At 52.4% G+C, this 17,463-nt stretch carries 16 protein-coding genes and 1 pseudogene; 6 read left to right on the top strand and 11 right to left on the bottom strand.

Annotated features, from left to right (window positions below; translation table 11 throughout):
- Positions 1-123 precede the first annotated feature (123 nt).
- The 6 genes from XM38_RS10925 to XM38_RS10900 all read right to left on the bottom strand — a co-directional run bounded on the left by XM38_RS10925 (position 124) and on the right by XM38_RS10900 (position 7,511).
- Complete coding sequence (locus tag XM38_RS10925; protein ID WP_080812630.1) at positions 124-1,347, bottom strand: glycosyltransferase family 4 protein; 1,224 nt, start codon at positions 1,345-1,347, stop codon at positions 124-126.
- Between the two features lie 40 nt (positions 1,348-1,387).
- Positions 1,388-2,494, bottom strand: coding sequence for a glycosyltransferase family 4 protein (locus tag XM38_RS10920; RefSeq protein ID WP_256995771.1), 1,107 nt, complete (start codon positions 2,492-2,494; stop codon positions 1,388-1,390).
- A gap of 225 nt (positions 2,495-2,719) precedes the next feature.
- Complete coding sequence (locus XM38_RS10915) at positions 2,720-4,693, bottom strand: glycosyltransferase family 39 protein (protein ID WP_080812626.1); 1,974 nt, start codon at positions 4,691-4,693, stop codon at positions 2,720-2,722.
- 38 nt (positions 4,694-4,731) lie between these two features.
- The gene (locus tag XM38_RS10910) at positions 4,732-5,964 is read right to left on the bottom strand and encodes a glycosyltransferase family 4 protein (RefSeq protein WP_080806577.1); all 1,233 of its coding nucleotides are present in this window, start codon (positions 5,962-5,964) and stop codon (positions 4,732-4,734) included.
- A 348-nt stretch (positions 5,965-6,312) separates the two neighbouring features.
- The gene (gene rbsK, locus XM38_RS10905) at positions 6,313-7,254 is read right to left on the bottom strand and encodes a ribokinase (RefSeq protein ID WP_080806575.1); all 942 of its coding nucleotides are present in this window, start codon (positions 7,252-7,254) and stop codon (positions 6,313-6,315) included.
- Positions 7,251-7,511, bottom strand: coding sequence for a hypothetical protein (locus tag XM38_RS10900; protein WP_080806582.1), 261 nt, complete (start codon positions 7,509-7,511; stop codon positions 7,251-7,253). Before XM38_RS10900 ends, rbsK begins: the two co-directional genes overlap by 4 nt.
- A 229-nt stretch (positions 7,512-7,740) precedes the next feature.
- Between XM38_RS10900 and dxr the strand changes: the two genes are divergently transcribed.
- The 6 genes from dxr to XM38_RS10870 all read left to right on the top strand — a co-directional run bounded on the left by dxr (position 7,741) and on the right by XM38_RS10870 (position 13,396).
- Positions 7,741-8,934 (top strand): 1-deoxy-D-xylulose-5-phosphate reductoisomerase, encoded by a 1,194-nt coding sequence (gene dxr / locus XM38_RS10895; protein ID WP_080806574.1) that lies wholly within the window; start codon positions 7,741-7,743, stop codon positions 8,932-8,934.
- Positions 8,935-8,973: 39 nt separating this feature from the next.
- Positions 8,974-9,180 carry a hypothetical protein gene (locus XM38_RS10890; RefSeq protein WP_080806572.1) on the top strand — a complete coding sequence of 69 codons (207 nt, stop codon included), beginning with the start codon at positions 8,974-8,976 and terminating at the stop codon, positions 9,178-9,180.
- Between the two features lie 103 nt (positions 9,181-9,283).
- Positions 9,284-9,694 carry a hypothetical protein gene (locus XM38_RS10885; RefSeq protein ID WP_080806570.1) on the top strand — a complete coding sequence of 137 codons (411 nt, stop codon included), beginning with the start codon at positions 9,284-9,286 and terminating at the stop codon, positions 9,692-9,694.
- Positions 9,695-9,976: 282 nt separating this feature from the next.
- Entirely contained in the window at positions 9,977-10,978 is a 1,002-nt protein-coding gene (locus tag XM38_RS10880; protein WP_080806568.1) for a permease, read from the top strand.
- Between the two features lie 65 nt (positions 10,979-11,043).
- A complete protein-coding gene (locus tag XM38_RS10875; RefSeq protein ID WP_080806566.1) occupies positions 11,044-11,826 on the top strand; it encodes a TIGR03943 family putative permease subunit in 783 nt (260 codons plus the stop codon).
- Between the two features lie 307 nt (positions 11,827-12,133).
- The gene (locus XM38_RS10870; protein ID WP_088429817.1) at positions 12,134-13,396 is read left to right on the top strand and encodes a hypothetical protein; all 1,263 of its coding nucleotides are present in this window, start codon (positions 12,134-12,136) and stop codon (positions 13,394-13,396) included.
- Between the two features lie 12 nt (positions 13,397-13,408).
- Here the strand turns inward: XM38_RS10870 and XM38_RS10865 are convergent, their stop codons facing one another.
- The 5 genes and pseudogenes from XM38_RS10865 to XM38_RS10845 form a co-directional block, all read right to left on the bottom strand.
- Positions 13,409-14,449: a hypothetical protein gene (locus XM38_RS10865; protein ID WP_137455076.1), complete on the bottom strand. Its 1,041-nt coding sequence runs from the start codon at positions 14,447-14,449 to the stop codon at positions 13,409-13,411.
- A gap of 207 nt (positions 14,450-14,656) precedes the next feature.
- Positions 14,657-14,866: pseudogene (locus tag XM38_RS10860) on the bottom strand (DUF433 domain-containing protein); the annotation flags it as partial.
- Between the two features lie 260 nt (positions 14,867-15,126).
- Positions 15,127-15,423, bottom strand: coding sequence for a Ycf66 family protein (locus XM38_RS28905; RefSeq protein ID WP_080806561.1), 297 nt, complete (start codon positions 15,421-15,423; stop codon positions 15,127-15,129).
- A 419-nt stretch (positions 15,424-15,842) separates the two neighbouring features.
- Positions 15,843-16,115: a hypothetical protein gene (locus XM38_RS10850; protein WP_137455075.1), complete on the bottom strand. Its 273-nt coding sequence runs from the start codon at positions 16,113-16,115 to the stop codon at positions 15,843-15,845.
- Between the two features lie 283 nt (positions 16,116-16,398).
- Positions 16,399-17,436, bottom strand: a complete 1,038-nt coding sequence (locus XM38_RS10845; RefSeq protein WP_088429812.1) for a DnaJ C-terminal domain-containing protein — start codon at positions 17,434-17,436, stop codon at positions 16,399-16,401.
- Positions 17,437-17,463: the final 27 nt, after the last annotated feature.

Genomic DNA, 17,463 nt, shown 5'->3' with positions numbered 1-17,463 from the left:
CAGCGAGACACATGACTAATTAAGCCACTTTTCCTCTCAGGTTATCACTATCAATTCTCCTCATAAGGAGATAGGAATAGGTAGGATTTTCTCTGCCAATAGCATTAGCTTCTACTATAGATTTCAGCTCTGGACCACAGCACAATCATCGTATATGGTAGAAATTTCTTTAGCCTTAATAGACCAACTCAAAGTGTTCCTCACTCGCTGCTGACTGGCAATTCCCATTTGGGCACAAATATCTGGATGCTTAGCTAGATACACCATGGCCTCTGACAGTGACTGTACAATTTTTTCAGCCGACTGAGCCGGAATTTTAATCCCAGTATCCTGGGTAACCTGTAAAGCGGGTCCTCCCAGATCTAAACAAATCACCGGTCGGCCAGCCGCCATTGCTTCTGCGCAGACCAAGGCTCCAGAATCATGCAGACTAGGATGAACTAATACGGAAGCCTCCTGGAGCTTTGACAAGGTTTCTTCGCGAGAGAGTTTACCCATAAAATGGACTCGATCCGCTATATTTAGATCTTCGGCCAATTCGGTCAAGCGGGCATAATCAGGTCCGTCACCAATGACCCAATAATCTATGGTCAAGGGTAGATTCGCAGCGGCAAATGCCTGCAAGCTCAGGTGGAATCCCTTCCAATGCAACAGACGACCAATACTGATAAATCGGCATTTCTGGGATGGCTTAATTCTGCTAAGACGATCAATTTCACTGTCCTCAAGCCCTAATTGCGAGAGTACTTTAATGTTTTTAGCACCTAATTTAGCTAGCCGCCTAGCGGTATCTTCGGTCGTAGCCAGAGCAATTTGGCTGCGCTTGGCTGTTAACCCTAGAAAGGGATCCCATTCGCTCAAGCGATGAATCAGAAATCTGGACAATTCCTGAAGAAGCTCTCGTGGGTTTAAATCCTTGAGAAGACACTGTGGGGTCGCTTCACCACCCCCCACCGGTCCCCAAATAAACGGAATCGGGAGTAACGCTAAAAAGCTCGGACTCCAGTATCTAACATAGGTAATATGGTGTACTAAGGAGAAGTTAAGCTTTTTATGCAGACGCCGACCCAAAAAATAGGCAACGATTTGCCATAAATAATAATGCAAATGGACTAACCGTTGATTCTTATTAAAATATTGAAACCATCGAGGTAAATCACAGTAAATGACGTTTAGCTTAACTTGTTGATTATGTTCTAAATATTTAGTGATTTCAGGTTGGTTGTTTTGTCGTGTAATCACCCATATATCCCAGTTTTCCGCCAGTTGCTTAGATAGGTTCCAACCAATTGCAGGCTCCGAGCCTATGTTAGGTCTACAGGCATAGGCAGAAATTAAAATTCGCATGACTCATAGGGTGTTAACTTAAAGCTTAAGCAAGTCCCGATCATCTAGAAAAGGCTCTAGACTTAGAGATGGATTTAGCACGGCTTACCATGACAAAATCTACTACATTAACCATGAAATCTGCTGCCTCTGCAGGTGTGTAGTTTTTCATGAGTACTCCTGCTGTGCGCCCCATCTGCGAGGATAACTCTGAATTGAGAATGAACTTCTGCATCAGGTGAGCTAGACTGTCTGGATCTTTCGGGTCAAAACAAAAGCCATTCTGAGCGTCTAGAATCAATTCAGAGGCACCGGCCCATTGAGAGCATAAAACTGGTAGATGGGCAACCATGGCTTCTAATACAACCATTCCCCAAGTGTCTTCCAGGGTAGGTAACACAAAGACATCCGCTTTGTGAAACTGCTCCCCGAGTTGGGCATAGTCAACCCGACCCAACCATTGCACCTGTTCAATGAGGCCATGGTTATGACAGTAGGCTTCTAGGGATGAACGCTCGTCACCATCCCCAACCACATTGAGAAGATAGTCTTCACAACCCCATTCCTGCAGCCGAGAACAGGCTTCTAGCAAATACTTTAACCCTTTTCTAGGAACTAAACTGCCTACGTAGAGAAACACTCTCTTAGTCGAACTCTGAGTTAAGCTCGATGCAGCCTGTTCATCCTGGGCTTGGGAAAACGCGTTTTGGGAAAACGCGTTGGATGATGGTACCTCATAGGGATGCATGAAAACTTCGCCTTCTGAAGCGCGAAGTACTTCAGTCAGATATTGCTTACCAGCAGCACTGTTGGTAATACAGGCATCGGCAATGCGTAGCATCCAGCTTCTTAACCAAAGTCGTGGTGGAGACTTGCGGTAATCTACTCCAGGAGAACTCCCTTCATAGGCAATTACGACTTTCCATCTACCAATGGGCTTGAGCAGGAGAGCCAAGAGGGTCCACATACCAAAGGAATTGGAGAAGATCACATGGGGTCGAAATTGCAAAAGTCGATTGATAATCGAAAAGGGTAGATATGTAAAGTTGGACCCGTAGCTACTAGTCGATCTTAAAAGTGGAATGATTTTGCGGTTACCAACGATCTCTACCTGGAATGAGTTTTCAAAGCCAGGAGCAAAACCACGCCAGTTGGCGGCATAGGCCACCAAATTTGGGAACCGCTGACTGAGTTGTTCTAGCAAGGGATGCCAATAATAAAATGCTGATGTTAGTAGCCAAGCAATGCGGGGGTTTTCCATTATCCTAAATAAATTATCCTAAATAATCACCCTAATGTGACTTAAGTATTTATCGTGTAAACTGCAGTTAATCTTAGGGGCTGTTTACCATGGCCGTAGGGCTTACTTGCTAAGTCTACAATCTGCCATAGGCTAAGACTCTGACTGACCTGAACTGATATAATCGGTCTCCATGAATATGCTAATGGATTCTGGCTCTGGAGTTCGCTGATAAATATGCCCAGCTAAATTAATTTGCTCTGTCCTGGCAGCCTCTACTTCATTGGCAATAATCATACAAGGAGAAAAGTTAGCACGGTCAGGCGCTGACACTTTCAATGCAGATTCATTCTCAACGCCTACGTGTTCAATCCTTAGGTTAGGACGAGCGTGATTATTGGTCAGCACCCAGAGGGGATATTCCCAAGTATTTCCACTCAGCATCAGGCCAATGTCAGAGCACTGGCTAGATTCAATAAACTCAGCAGCGTCTAAGTAAGCAGACTTATATTTTTGTTCACTGATAAAGTATTGCTCTACCCGTGACTGGTTGAAGATATTTTGAATTGCCTTACTTTCGATTGACTGACTATTTGCTATTAGAGGGCGAGTCTCATTAAAGAAGATCCATAGGCTAGAGGCAATCAGTACAAAAGCGATGGTAGCTTTGGCTAGCCTAGGAGGAACTAGCTGTGATAGGATGACTCCCATAAATGGAGCCGCAGCAATAAATATCGGCAAATGCAATCGGCTTCTCCAGGGTGACCAGATAATCAAGAGGCAGAATAACAAAAAACCACTGATAACGGTCAACCAGTACGCGGCTAAGAAGAAGCGCTGTCTGCTTTTGAAATTCGAATATTTTTTAAAGAACCAAATCGTTAGGATTAAAAATATCAATAAATGAAGTGTATTGCCGGCAAGATCCTCGTGGTTGATGAGGCTATGGACATCAAAAGACTGTCCAACAGGAGAAGTAATTCTGGGGTCATCGGGGCTAATCCCTAGCGGCACATGTAAAATTTCTACCGCGCGAATGATGAGCAAGTTGATTGAGCGGACAGGGGTGCTTAAGTGTAGGGCCAGGTTTCTGATGATATTTGACAAGAAGATATTAATACCATGGGCCTCTAAATCCTGTCCTGAATCTCCTAAGAAGGAACCAAATATCTGGATGTTACGAATGAAATGGCTAATGTTGAGAGACAGGGTAATGATTCCCATCGTCAAAAATGGAAGGATAAGCCTGACCTTGAGGCGTTTAACTGCAGCAAAGAATAACCATAAACAGACGGGGAATGCATATAGATAGGCTGTGCCCTTGGTCAGAATCGCCAATCCTAAGCCTAGTCCGACTAAAATTCCTCTGAAATGACCAAATTTTTCTTGAATGATTTGCAGGCTAAAGTAGCTGAGGCAGAGTAGCCAAAAGGCCGCGATCAAATCATTTTGAGTACTGGAACTCTGTAAAATCCCCATGGGAACTGTGGCACAAAATACTGCCGCGAAGGTTTGTCCGCGGCTATTGGCTCCCAGCTGCTTAGCGATTAAGGAGGTAGCAATGATGCTGCCCACCAGGCTAAACCATTGTACTAAGTTAGCTAAATGATCGCCATTACTGAGAATTTGCAACTGTGCGATCGCATATCCAGACCAAGGTCCTGGATACAACTGCCGAATAATATGGGTGGGATAATGATCAACGCTACGATTCTGGATCCAATGAACAACCCGACCGAGGTGGTAAGTCATCGAATCGAAGTTATTCGGCGGTGCCAGCAGGGCGATAGTGCCTGTTAAAACGACGATGACAGCGACTCCTGCCAGGAGTGACACTTGGAATTGGCTCAGTTGCCAGGACTTGATAGGGGGCAGTAACTGAGGACTTTTCCCTGATGTGAGTTGTCGCTGTAGAAGGATGGCTAAGCTTACATCAATGGCTAGCCAAGTTGTCAATACTCCTGGCAAATCCAACCATTGGAATAGACTGAGAATCTCGGTGCTTAAGGTGATAAGCACCCCCCAAGCTAAGGCGGATACTAGGAATGACTCGCGCCAATTAGCCCGGCGAGCTTGCGTAATCAAAAATAATAGAATAAAGGCGATAATAGGCAGGGCAGCAAGCATATCTGGATACTCTAGGAAGAACGGTTATAGATAAAATATTAAATTTTATCTCGAACAATCACGTCTTGGAAGACAACCTGGGCAAACTTGTCGGCTGAGTTTTCTAGGACAAACTCCTGCATTTTTTCTGAATTACAGAAGGTGGTGCTTGGTTGACTGAGATATTGAGTCAAGGCATCAGCAATGTGCTCGGGTTGACTACTGTCTATCGTCAGTCCTAGCTGATAGCGACGTACTAATTCACCCATGAGACCATAATCGCTACTCAGTACTGGTTTACCCGCCGCTGCCGCTAGTAGCAAGATGCCACTCATGCCCACGTGCTTTTGATAGGGAGCCAAAACAACATCTGCCAGGGCAAAATAAATTGGCACATCTGCTTCAGGTACAAAATCGTAGTACCGAACGATCTGAACAGGCTTTTGTTGACAGATTATTTCAATATTGGAGTTTATTGACTCAGCCTGGTTCGATTCGCCTACTAGGGCTATACACAGTTTTTTGGCCAGGTCTTCAGGCAATTGCTGAAGCGCAGTCAATACCTGGGGAATTCCCTTACGATGAGTCAGAGAGCCAAATAATAAAAATGTCTTTCTGTGGTTGTCAATACCGAGAGCCGCCTTCATGTCTTGAATTCGCTGATTCGTGAATTCAGGCGAGCCCGAGTGGATCTCAACTGGATCTGGCAGGGCCATGGCGTGAGTCTGTTTGAATGTTTTATTTAAATCTGCAACTGCGAATTTATCCAAGCATAAAATCTTAGCAATATTTGGCTTTTTGTCGAGGAGCTTTAAAATCACCTTTTCTCGAATTTTTTGAAGTTTATCTGCTATCGAGGCTTGATGCTCTTGGTTTAGATCTGCGTAATGAAATGTGGGTCTAAAATAAATGCCGGCGAGCTCACAGGCTGGATGTTTTCCCAGGGCTGCTGGTAACATACATGTATCAAAATACAAGGTTATGCAATAACTGGCGTTTAGCTTTTTGATATATTTTAGTAGTAGATCCCATTCTCGAAATGATCTAAGCAATCTTTGCCGAAATGATTTTCTTTTGCCTAGATGTGCAGCTTCCTCAGCTGTGATGGCATGGAATTGAATCTTAGTCTTCTCTTCTCTTTCTACTAGTTCAACAACATCAGAGTGCTCATCTAAAAATCTTGGTGACACTACAATGGCGAGAGATTGACGGGGTTGGTGCTGCCTCCAATAGGTAATTAAATGTCGGATATAGGCTGGATGATGACCTCTGATTGAGAGGTCGAAGAGCATAGTTGTCTGGGTAGAGGCGGAATTGGAATGACCGCTTTTCGCTGTGCCACTAGTCTTTAAATGGATTAATGATCCATCGACCGTCGATCCATCTATTGATTTCATAATGACTAAAATAGGTGCTGGCAGCCTACTGTATAACCCGGCGTTAGTGCCATCTTTATTAAGGATTTTTTGAATGCATTGAAGTTAATTGCTTGAATCGTATCATTTAGGCCATTAGGCCAATCACTGGACTTTACGGCTTTACAGTAGCTTCTATGTTGCCGAATGCTTCTTGTGAATTCAGTAAACCCTGCTGTCGGCAGTTATAATTTTGGCCATCCAGCTTTGGGCAAAGGTCGCCAATTAATGGGCTTGTAGAAAGGCTTCGATGCGATCGCACGTCGGCAGCGAGGGTTGGGCCCCAGCCTGTCCTACCGAGAGGGCAGCAGCGGCACTGGCCCACTGCACCGCCGTCCGCAGGGATTTGCCCTGGCTCAAGGCCACCGCTAGGGCCCCATTGAAGGCATCTCCGGCGGCGACAGTATCGACCACGGGTACAGAAAAGGCGGGGACATGGAAGACCTCATCAGCCGTGGCCACTATGGCCCCTTGCTCGCCTAGGGTCAGGATTACCGTGGGCACTCCCCGCTGCTGCAGGGCGCGGACAGCGGCGGTGGCACTGGTGCGATGGTCGAAGACCGGCCCCTGGGGGCCATCGCACACCTCAAACCCTACTAGTTGGGAGGCCTCGAGGTGATTGGGGGTGAGGATATCAACCGCAGCGAAAAACCAATCTGGTAGGTTCTCAGGGGCGGGGGCCGGATCCACCATCACCTGCACCTGGGCAGCTCGGGCCTGTTTAGCTGCCGCCATCACCACCGCCAGAGGCAGCTCAAACTGCAGCAGTAACCAGTCTCCCGGCTGCAGAGGATCCAGTAATCGCGCTACATCGGACTGGTTGACCTGGCCATTGGCCCCCGGGACCACCAGGATCTGATTGCTGCCATCGGCTGCCACCGAAATCATGGCCACTCCGGATGAGGTATTGGCATCAATTTGCACCGCCTGGGTCGAGACGCCGGCAGCCTGCAAATTGTCCAGCAGGTTCTGGCCAAAGCTATCATTACCAACCCGCCCTACCATGCGCACGGATGCCCCGGCCCGCGCCGCTGCTACGGCCTGGTTGGCTCCTTTGCCCCCTGGAATTTGGTCAAACCGCGTGCCTAGCACAGTTTCTCCCGGGCGAGGCAGGCGAGGGGCCTGGATTACTAGATCTAGATTGATACTGCCAAACACATGAATCACGGAGAGTCTGACTCCTCTGGCTGCAGATCATCTGGGACAGGGCGATCACTGCTCCAAGCCCACCAGACTGTCTCACATTCACAGCGATAGAACTCCTGCCACTTATGGCGGTGCCCCTCGGTATATACAGGAGAGCGGCGATTAATCCAAACGGCCTGGGCCTGGCTGCTGCCAGCACCACAGCTAGGACAAGTGAACTCCACTGCGTGGATGGCTGATTCGGTCCAGAGGGGCGGAATCGGAGAAAAGGCGTCCATGACCATAGAAGCAGAGGTGCGATAGTTCAAGACCCGGCCCAGAGGGCCATCGCAGTGGTACTCACTGAAGCTGGGACGGGATGACTTACTCAGGCAGCAGCATTCAGGCGCCAGGAGCCAGAGGACAGAACCTGCGAGAACTGGAATCAGGGTCGTTCGCCATCGCCAACTTCCATCCCCTTACCATGAGATTCTATAGTTGAACATAACGCAACTTCTGAGGCTCCCCGTGAAAGCGATCACCCTACTTGGCTCCACTGGCTCCATCGGTACTCAGACCCTGGATATCCTGCAGCAGCACCCTGAGGCGTTTCGGCTGGTAGGCATCGCCGCGGGACGCAATGTAGATCTCCTAGCCCAGCAAGTGCGGCAGTTTCATCCCCAGATTGTGGCTATTTGTGACCAGACCCAGACAGCCGCCCTCAAGGCTGCCATTGCCGATGTGGATCCTCAACCCATCGTGGTTGCTGGGGAAGCGGGGGTGGTGGAAGTGGCCCGCTACGGCGACGCCGAAGCCGTAGTCACTGGCATTGTTGGCTGCGCTGGCCTCTTGCCGACCCTGGCTGCCATCGAGGCTGGCAAAGACATTGCCCTGGCCAATAAGGAAACCCTGATTGCCGCTGGTCCAGTGGTCCTGCCTCTGGTGGAACGCCACGGGGTGAAATTACTGCCCGCCGATTCAGAACACTCTGCCATTTTCCAATGTCTGCAAGGGGTGCCAGAAGGAGGGCTACGGCGAATTCTACTCACGGCATCCGGTGGGGCTTTCCGGGACTGGCCCGTCGAGAGATTGCCCCAGGTGACTGTAGCCGACGCCCTGAAGCATCCCAACTGGTCCATGGGCCGCAAGATCACCATCGACTCTGCCACCCTGATGAACAAGGGCTTAGAAGTAATCGAAGCCCACTACCTGTTTGGCCTCGACTATGACCATATCGACATTGTCATCCATCCCCAAAGCATCATCCATTCCCTGATTGAAGTACAGGATACATCCATGCTGGCCCAACTGGGATGGCCAGATATGCGCCTGCCTTTACTTTACGCCCTCTCTTGGCCAGAGCGACTCTATACCGACTGGGAGCCCCTGGATCTAGTCAAGGCTGGTAGTCTCACCTTTCGGGAGCCTGACCACGCTAAATATCCCTGTATGGAGTTGGCCTACGCCGCTGGCCGAGTCGGAGGGACCATGACCGCTGTGCTCAATGCCGCCAATGAACAGGCCGTCTCCCTATTTATCGAGGAACAGGTGCAGTTTCTCGATATCCCCCGTCTGATTGAGCAGATCTGTGAGCGCCATCGCGCCGATCTGCGCTGCCAACCCAGATTGGAGGATATTCTCTGGGCCGATAGTTGGGCCCGCGAGCAAGTGGTGGTGGCCAGTCAGTCTTTGACCGCCTCGACCTATGTGTCCTTAGCGTGATGGTTGCTCTCCCTGCCGTGTTGCCCCCCGAGGACTACCGTGGAAATTGTTGTCGTCATTGGCTCTATCATCCTGTCTTTTCTGGTCTTCACCTGGTTACTCAAGGTGGTCAAGGCCACCTTGAAAACGGCGGTGATGGTCGCCTTGATTCTGTTAGCCCTGCAGTTGTTCTTCGGCATTGGTCCCGAGGTGATCATGGAGCAGATTCAGACCTGGTTGCCGGGGGCTGAGTCGTCTTACCGTTGAGGTAGGCTGGTGCTAGCAGACGTAATAGTTTTTCAACCTAAGCTCCGCTGGTGTCGACTCAGCTACCATGCTGAAAGAGTCCCCTTGCTGTCTGGAGACCGCAATGTATTCCCTTGAGCAGTTGCTCAAAGCCGTCCAAGCTCTGCGCCCCTATCTGCCCCAGTTGCTAGAGGCTCCTACGGCGCAAGCCCTGGACACTCAGTTGGTGGCCCTGGCCCAAGCGGCCACCAACACCGGCAATGGCCGGGAGCTCTGGGCTGCGATCGCATCTCACGACCCCCTGCGAGTCTGGGTGATATTTTACCTAGAGCACGGCTATGATCCCGAGGCCAGCCTAGAGGCTGTCCGCACCTATCAACCTCTGCCATCTAGCTCCCACGCCGTCACCAGCCCGCGCTACCGCTGTCCCGTGGCCAATTGTCATCATGCCTGGTACCGCCGCTCCCAGACCGAAGCCATCCCCCAGTGCCCCATTCATGGTGTCGCCCTAGTCCGGGACAGCAAGGTGCATTAACCTCTGCTCCAGGCTGATCTGGAGTCTGCCCAGGAAATCGGGGCAGGCCTGGCGAGAACAGTGGCCGGCACCTGGGTTAGCCCCAGGACTCCCCGCCAGGATGGAATTTAGCAGCCGGGATCGGCCTGACCACAATTATCCGTTAGAATGGCATGCCAGAATCCATGCGAGATAGCGACCGTCGCCACCTTGGCAGCGGTTGTGCACCAGCACAGTTCCTAGCCTTAGGGATCTGGTCCAGCTATCTGGCCAACGCTCTCACTTGGGGATGCCAGCCTCCTGATGACTCAACTCCATAACGGCACGACACTCTTCCTCAGTCTGCTAGTGGAGGCCATGCCCTTCCTGTTGCTGGGGGTGGCGTTCTCTAGCCTGCTGTTATTGTTTGTCGATGAAAAACAGTTAGTGGCGGCTTTGCCTCGGCACCCAATCTTGGCGGCTCTATCCGGCAGCTTGGTGGGCTTCCTCTTTCCCGTCTGTGAATGTGGCAATGTGCCGGTAGCCCGCCGGCTGATCCTGCAAGGAGCCCCGCCGGCCGTGGCCATTGGTTTCTTATTGGCGGCCCCCACCGTCAACCCCATCGTCATCTGGGCCACCTGGGTCGCCTTTCGAGACCAACCCGAAATGGTGGTGCTACGGCTGGTGCTGACCCTGACCATCGCCACCCTAATCGGAGCCGTCTTCAGTGCCCAGCGCGATCTACGTCCCTTTTTGCAGCCCTCGTTGGCCAAGGTAGTCCCCGCCGCCTCGGCCACGGAAGCAAGTCCTTCTCCCCTGCTGCGCTCCGGCACCTATCTGATGCAGGGATCCGGTCAACTCTTGCAGATGGACAATCCGGCGGCGGTGATGACTGCCCCGGCCCGGCCCCGTTCCCGGCGGCAGAAGTGGCCGCTGATGGTCGACACCATGTTGCAGGAATTCCGAGAACTGGGGGCGGTGCTGGTCATCGGCAGCGCCATTGCCGCCACTGTCCAGGTGGCGCTGCCGCGAGACATGGTCTTGGGACTAGGGCAAGGCCCGATCACTTCGATTCTGGCCATGATGCTTTTGGCCTGGGTGGTTTCCATTTGCTCTACGGTCGACTCCTTCTTTGCCCTCTCCTTTGCGGCCACCTTCACCAGTGGCTCCCTGCTAGCCTTCTTAGTGTTTGGCCCCATGATTGACCTGAAGAACATCAGTCTGCTGCTGACCCTGTTCCGTAGCCGGGCCATCATCTATTTGTTTGGTCTGGCAGGGTTGCTGACCTTCGTGATCACCTTGCTGATTAATCTCTATGTGCTGTAACTGGAGGGTATCCATGGCATCCCAGTCCAGAGGTGGCCCAATTTGGCCCGTTGCGTTCCTGAGGAATGATGACTAGTCGCCGCTTCCAGGGAGGTCCCTTGCCCTGGTTTGAATTCTCGGACCTGTTGGTGTTGCTGGCTTGGGGGAGCCTGCTGCTGAAGTATTGGCTGACAGGGGAACTGGCCGTCCTGTTACACCCTGACTACCAGTGGCTATCCCACAGTGCTGCCGTGGTACTGTTGGGGCTGGCAGGCTTACAGGGCTGGCGGTTGTTGACTCAGATGTTGCAACCCCCCAGCCGCCGTCCGGCATTGGCCCAGCACATTACCCTCATGCCCCACCGCTGGAGTCGGGGCATCTTGCTGGCGGTGGCGGTGGCCGGGTTAATTTACAGCCCCCGTCCCTTTACTAGTGATACAGCTCTGCAGCGGGGGCTGACCGATACCCTGTCTATGACTCGTTCTTCGCGGCCCCAAGCCTTCGTGCGCCAGGCGGCACCGGAAGAGCGCACCATTATCGATTGGGTCCGGACCCTGAATGTCTATCCGGAGCCGGATGCCTATGGTGGTCAAGCGGTGGATGTGATCGGGTTTGTCATTCACCCACCCGAGTGGCCTGATTCCCATCTGATGATCGCCCGGTTTGTCCTCACCTGCTGTGCTGCCGATGCCTATCCGGTGGGGTTGGCGGTGCGGCTACCAACGGGGCAGGCGCTTCCAGCTGCCGATACCTGGCTGCGGGTGACAGGACAGATGACTACCGAGACTCTAGATGGCCAACGACAACTGGTGGTTGCCCCCGACCGCTTGCGGCCCGTGGAGGAACCGGCTAATCCCTATGAGTATTAGTGCGCTGTGACTATGCGATCGCATCGGTTTTTGCCTCGCCGTTGGAGAGCCCTGCAGCCCCTAGATCGCTGGGCCATCAGCCTATTGCTCGGCCTCACAATAGTGGCCGCAGGGATAGGTCTGGCTGGGGCGATCATGCGGCCGCCAAGGTGCGTGCCTTTTCCTGGCAAGACCGACAAGTCGGCGCCGACCATCAGGCCTTTGTGATCACCTTTAGTCGCCCCATGGACCCAGCAGCAGTGTGGAGGGCCCAATCTGACCATCACCCCTGCCCTGCCTGGGAAATTTTAGCTGGGCCGGGCGACGCATGGCCTATACCCTGAAGCTACCCCGCCCCTACGGTGAACGCTTTTCAATCCAATTGTCCAACGCCCAGGACCGCTTCTCGGCCCAACGTGATCAGCCGGGGCGATTTCTTCCCTTCCAGGCCGACTTCGCCAGCCGTCACCGGGCCTTTGCCTATATCGGCAGTGAGGGGGACGAGGCGGACCGTTTGGTGCTGGTAGACCTGACTCAGCAGAGCCATACCCTACTCACCCCTAAGGATTGGGTGATTCTAGACTTTGAACCCTACCCCGAGGGCGATCGCATCCTGGTGTCTGCCACCGACCGAGCCACCTACGGCGCAGGCGAGTTGGCCCCCCGCCTTTACAGTGTCAGCACTGGTCTGACCCCTAACTCTCCCGAAGAGTTAGGGACGGCCCAAAGTTTCCGTCTCTGGCCCCGACGGCAGACCGCTGCTGCGGCCGGGGAATATACCCTGGTGCTCGACAGTGACCAGTATCAAAACCTCAAGTTCGATCTCTCAGCCGACGGCCAAACCATTGTGGTGCAGCGGGTGAATCGCAATAATCCCGCCGATTTTGGTCCTTGGGTGGTGGCGGCCGGAGAGCCGCCCCGGCCTCTGGACACCGATCCGGGGGGTGATTTCCTGATTGGCCCCGACAACCAATCCCTACTGCTCTTGCAGGGCCAGGGCACGGCGGTGATTCCCCTGGATGAGGCCAGCGACGATCAACCCCTCGACTTTTTACCCCAGTATGGTCAGGTCTTTGATCTGACCAGCGATGGCACCAGGGCGGCCATGGTCAACTTCAACCAGGATGATCCCGAGCAGCGGTTCACCGAATCCCTATTCTTGGTCACCAACCAGGGCGATGAAACGGAGCTGCTACAGGTCACTGGCTCTGTCCTAGCAGCCCAGTTTGATCCCACCAATCGCTTGCTCTATTGTTTAGCGACCCAGGTCATCCCCGGTGAGCAATACGTCGAACAACCGTTTCTGGCAGCCATTCAGTTGGACTCGGGAGAGGCTACCGATTTACTCACCTTTGCCCCCCAGCCCGACATTCATATGAGCCTCTCCCCCGATGGGTTGGCCCTCCTCGTCGATCTAGCCCTGCCTGCCACCGCCAAATCTACCACCGTTGCTCCAGAGCGGACGGAGGCGGGGCAGATCTGGCTGTTACCCTTATTCAATAATCGCCAAGAGCAACTGCAGGCTCAGGTGGTGCAGCTGGCACCAGAATCTCTGCAGGTGTCGGGACGACTGGCTAAATGGCTGCCCTAGTGGCCATGTCTGTTACTCGTGGGTCAGGGTCAATTCACTGCTGGCCTGCTCTCCATTCAGACGGGCCATGGCCGTCACCAGATAGCGGGTCCCGCCGGCATTGAGCAGGCCCACTGGCACCTCCACTCGAAATCGCCCCTCGTCGTCGGCGGTGACCTGTTGGTCTAACAGAGTTTGGCCCACGTTGACTAGGCCAAATAGGGAGTTGCTGCCGGTGACGGTGATATCGACGGTGGCTCCCGGGCGGGTACGTCCCTCTAGGGTAAAGCGGTTGCCACTGACGGTATCGCCGCTGGCGTGACTGGTAAATTCTGGAGCCAGGGGCACCACTGCTGTCGTCGCTGGATCGGTGTCAGGGGTCTCGACTACTGGCTCAGAGCCTGTATCAGTGGCTGTCTGGGTGAAGCTAGCGGGCTCTGATGCGATCGCATAGGCCGTCTGCCCTTGGTGTCGCAATCGGCCCACCACAATCCCTTCCGCTACCGACACATTGGCCGGCACTGCCAAATTGGCCACATAGACCCCTGGGGAAACTTCCTCTGTCGCCAAGGTTCTCACCGTCTGGCCATTTTCAATCAATAGAATAGTGGCCTCTCCCCCTGACGGACCATTTAGGGTCGCCCGAAAGACATCGTTGGGTCCCAGAGGTGCGGCAGCATTGTGGCTCAAGGATTGAATCTCGAGAACAGTGCTAGGGGACTGCACCGTAAACTGCCAGGCAGCGACTCGACGCACCCCATCGCTGCCTAGAAACTCGATTTGCACCTGGACCGGACCTCTGGGTAAGGCTTGACTGGGCCGGTAGGTAAAGAAATTCTGGGTGATCGTGCTGCGGTCAGTCACATCTTCCCCATGGACCATCAGCGTCACGGTTCCCGGCTGCACCGTCACTCCATCGCTGGGAGTAAACTGTCCCGAAATCGAGGTCTCAGGGGAGATCCCCTGGCTATCCACTTCAGGGCTAACATTAGTCACCCGCTGGGCCCCAGCTGGCAGACACCAGCCCGGCAAAATCAACAGCGCCGTCACCATAGGAATTAAAGAGCGTTTCATGGACCCCTCTCCAGATAAAAGCCAGCCATGGAGTATTATCCCAGACTGTCCCTTCCCTGGCGTTAGCAAAACCGCTTACCTGCCAGCGCATCACCGTTTGCCAGCCCCCTAAACCATTGAGCCAGTGCCCCCTTTTATCTCTTTTCGATAGCGTGCTGATTGATACGCCGTACCAATATCTTGATTTCCCGCCTTAAGTTGATATCCTGGGTGATTAAGCTTACGTGAGGCATATAGAAGTGCTGCTTTTAAGTCATCTGCCTCCAAATCAGGCATTTCTTCTAGGATTTGTTCAGCATTTAGTCCAGCCGCAAATAAGTCCAGTACATCTGACACCCTACTTCTCATGCCTCGAATGCAGAGATGACCACCACATTGTTTAGGATTGATAGTAATTCTTGTGAGTAAGTCTGACATGCAATTCCACTTCAAAATAAGTTTTATCCTATTGCTGAGTAGTCCGTTTTAATCTCTTCAAGTCTAGGCATGGGCATCGCAGCTTAACATTAATTGACAAGATTCATGAGCCGTGATCTGCTCGGTATACAGGCACTTCAAGCTACGGTTTTATTCTCTACTGAATAAAAGATTTACATTGTATTCTGGTCAAATCATTGGTTTACGCTGTACTTGGCATCTAAACGATAGGCATAGACACTACTAATATTCTCTAAAAACTAGATGCGATTGCCCTGCAAGTCTAGGAGAATGAGGTAACCAATCAGGATACTCAGCAATAGTTGCTGGAACTGTAAAATAGGGTCTAGTCTCCATCCGTTAAAAAAGAGAATGCCTCCAGATAGAAGCAAAATTAGAGGTGCAAAAATCAATTGAAGGATGCGGAGAACCGGTTCAGTCAACCGTCGTGACCTCAAAGCAGTAGTTATCTGAGCAATGGACACTGCAAAATATCCTAGAGAACCCAGTGCTTGCAGTAACCCAAGAATACTACTCAAGTTAGTCCAACCCACCATACTGCACCAACTCCAAATTACACTTCTAGATATCTAAGCTCTGGAGATCCTCTTTAGAGAACCATTTTCACCATGAACTGAAGCCGTCGGGTAACATCCCCCTCCCTCCCCTCAGAACCGTACGTACAACTTTTCTCCGCTGGAGACGCTTCGCGAACACTGTATACGGCTCAAGCAATCTCAATCGCTTATCGATAGAGTTGTGAGTGGCAGACCGAATGGGCGGCGTCCACATCTAGGCAGCCCGGTACTAGGTCACGGTGCTTATCGACCACATCCAGAGTTTGAACAGCTTGCGCTGTTCAGCCACTGTTAATCCCATCAAGGAAGGTAGTTTTGGTAAATGACATCGATGGCCGCCATGATGGCGTCTAGGTTCTCTGGAGAGAGGGTTGTAGCAATAGACATCGCTACAGATACTAGCTTGATACCGCTGAGGGATCACTGCGGCAGGCATGAACCAACATCTGCCACAACCCTACCAACATGGCCAGAGCTATCTCACAGCCATATTCCACTGGCTTGAAGGTAATAAAGCTCCAGAGCAAGTCTAAGTAATTAGACTCATAGACGGCATAGTATTCAAAATCCTCAATAATCACGGCTTGCAGCCGAATCATCGCCCCTAGGAGAGCGACTAACCCAGACCACCGTCCGACTGCAGGAAACAGAGATAGACAGGCTCGTGCCATGGCCACCAATGCCGAGTCAACACAACGTCGTAGCCGTAAAAACAGCCTACTTGGCGGTATGCAAGCAGGTCGTCCTATTTGAGTAATTAGTAAACTTTGTCAGGCCAGCTGCTAACTGCCCCAGTTAACCTTAACGTGGTTAACCTAGAGAACAGCCACTCCAACCCGTGATCGAAGCTTTTCAGCCCGGCTCGTGCCCTAGGCACTTCGATATCCCATAGTATCGTGCTTCCCCGGGTAACGTAAGGGGGCCCATCAAAAATATGGCTGGAATATAGCTGGTCTACAGCCGCACACTTTGCAGGGCTTGCCGAGGATTCTCACTCCGCTGGGTCCGAATCTGCTCATAGAGCTGGCGCTCTTGGCTACTCGGGGCCTTGGGAGGCGTAATCACAACCCGTATCAGTTGGTCGCCACGACCTCCCTTAGGCTTCGGCCATCCCTTGCCCCGCAACCGCAATGACTGGCCAGAACGCACCCCTGCTGGCAAATTCATTGTCACCGGACCATCAGGAGTGGGTACCTCGATCTTGCCTCCCAATACAGCTTCGTCAGGCGTGATCGGCACCTGACATACCAGATTGTCTCCCTCAAAGCTAAAGACATGGTGAGGCAGGGTCTCAACGATGAGATATACATCCCCCCGTCGCTGACTGTAAGGATTCAGCGGTCCCTTACCCCGCAGACGAATTTTGCTCCCTGGCTTGGCACCAGGCGGAATACGCACGTCTACTTCTTCGTTGCCAATACGCAAGCGCTTGCGGGTGCCCTTAAACGCTTCACTGAGGCTGAGGGTAATCTGAGCCTCCTGATCCGTTGAGGGGGCAGAGGCGGTGCCGTTGCCGACCCCAAATCCACTGGTGCCGAAGCCCCCAGGTGCTCCCCCAGCATAGGTTCGATAGCCATAAGAACGCCCACCGGTAGGGCCACCCGTGCTGAAACCGCTAGTACTGAAACCACCCGTACTGAAACCGCCTGTACTGAAGCGGCCCAACAGTTCGTTGATAAATTCATCGAAGCTGCCATAGGCGCTGAAGTCAAAGCCACCTACGTCAGCCGTGGAACCGGCATAGCCACCCCGGCTCGCCTGCTGCCAGTATTGGCCAAATTGATCGTATTTCTTACGCTTCTCGGGGTCAGAGAGCACTTCGTAGGCCTCACTGATCTCCTTAAACTTGGCCTCAGCAGATTTGTCGCCAGGGTTAACGTCCGGATGATGTTGCCGAGCTAACTTCCGAAAAGCTCGCTTAATCTCATCGACACTGGCAGACTTACTGACCCCTAAAATGGCGTAATAATCTTTGAAGTCAGTAGCAGCCATGGATTTCCTCCCGTGAGATTCGCAGTG

This window comes from Halomicronema hongdechloris C2206 (genome assembly GCF_002075285.3).
Lineage (GTDB): Bacteria > Cyanobacteriota > Cyanobacteriia > Phormidesmidales > Phormidesmidaceae > Halomicronema_B > Halomicronema_B hongdechloris.
This window is presented reverse-complemented; position numbering and strand designations above follow the sequence as displayed.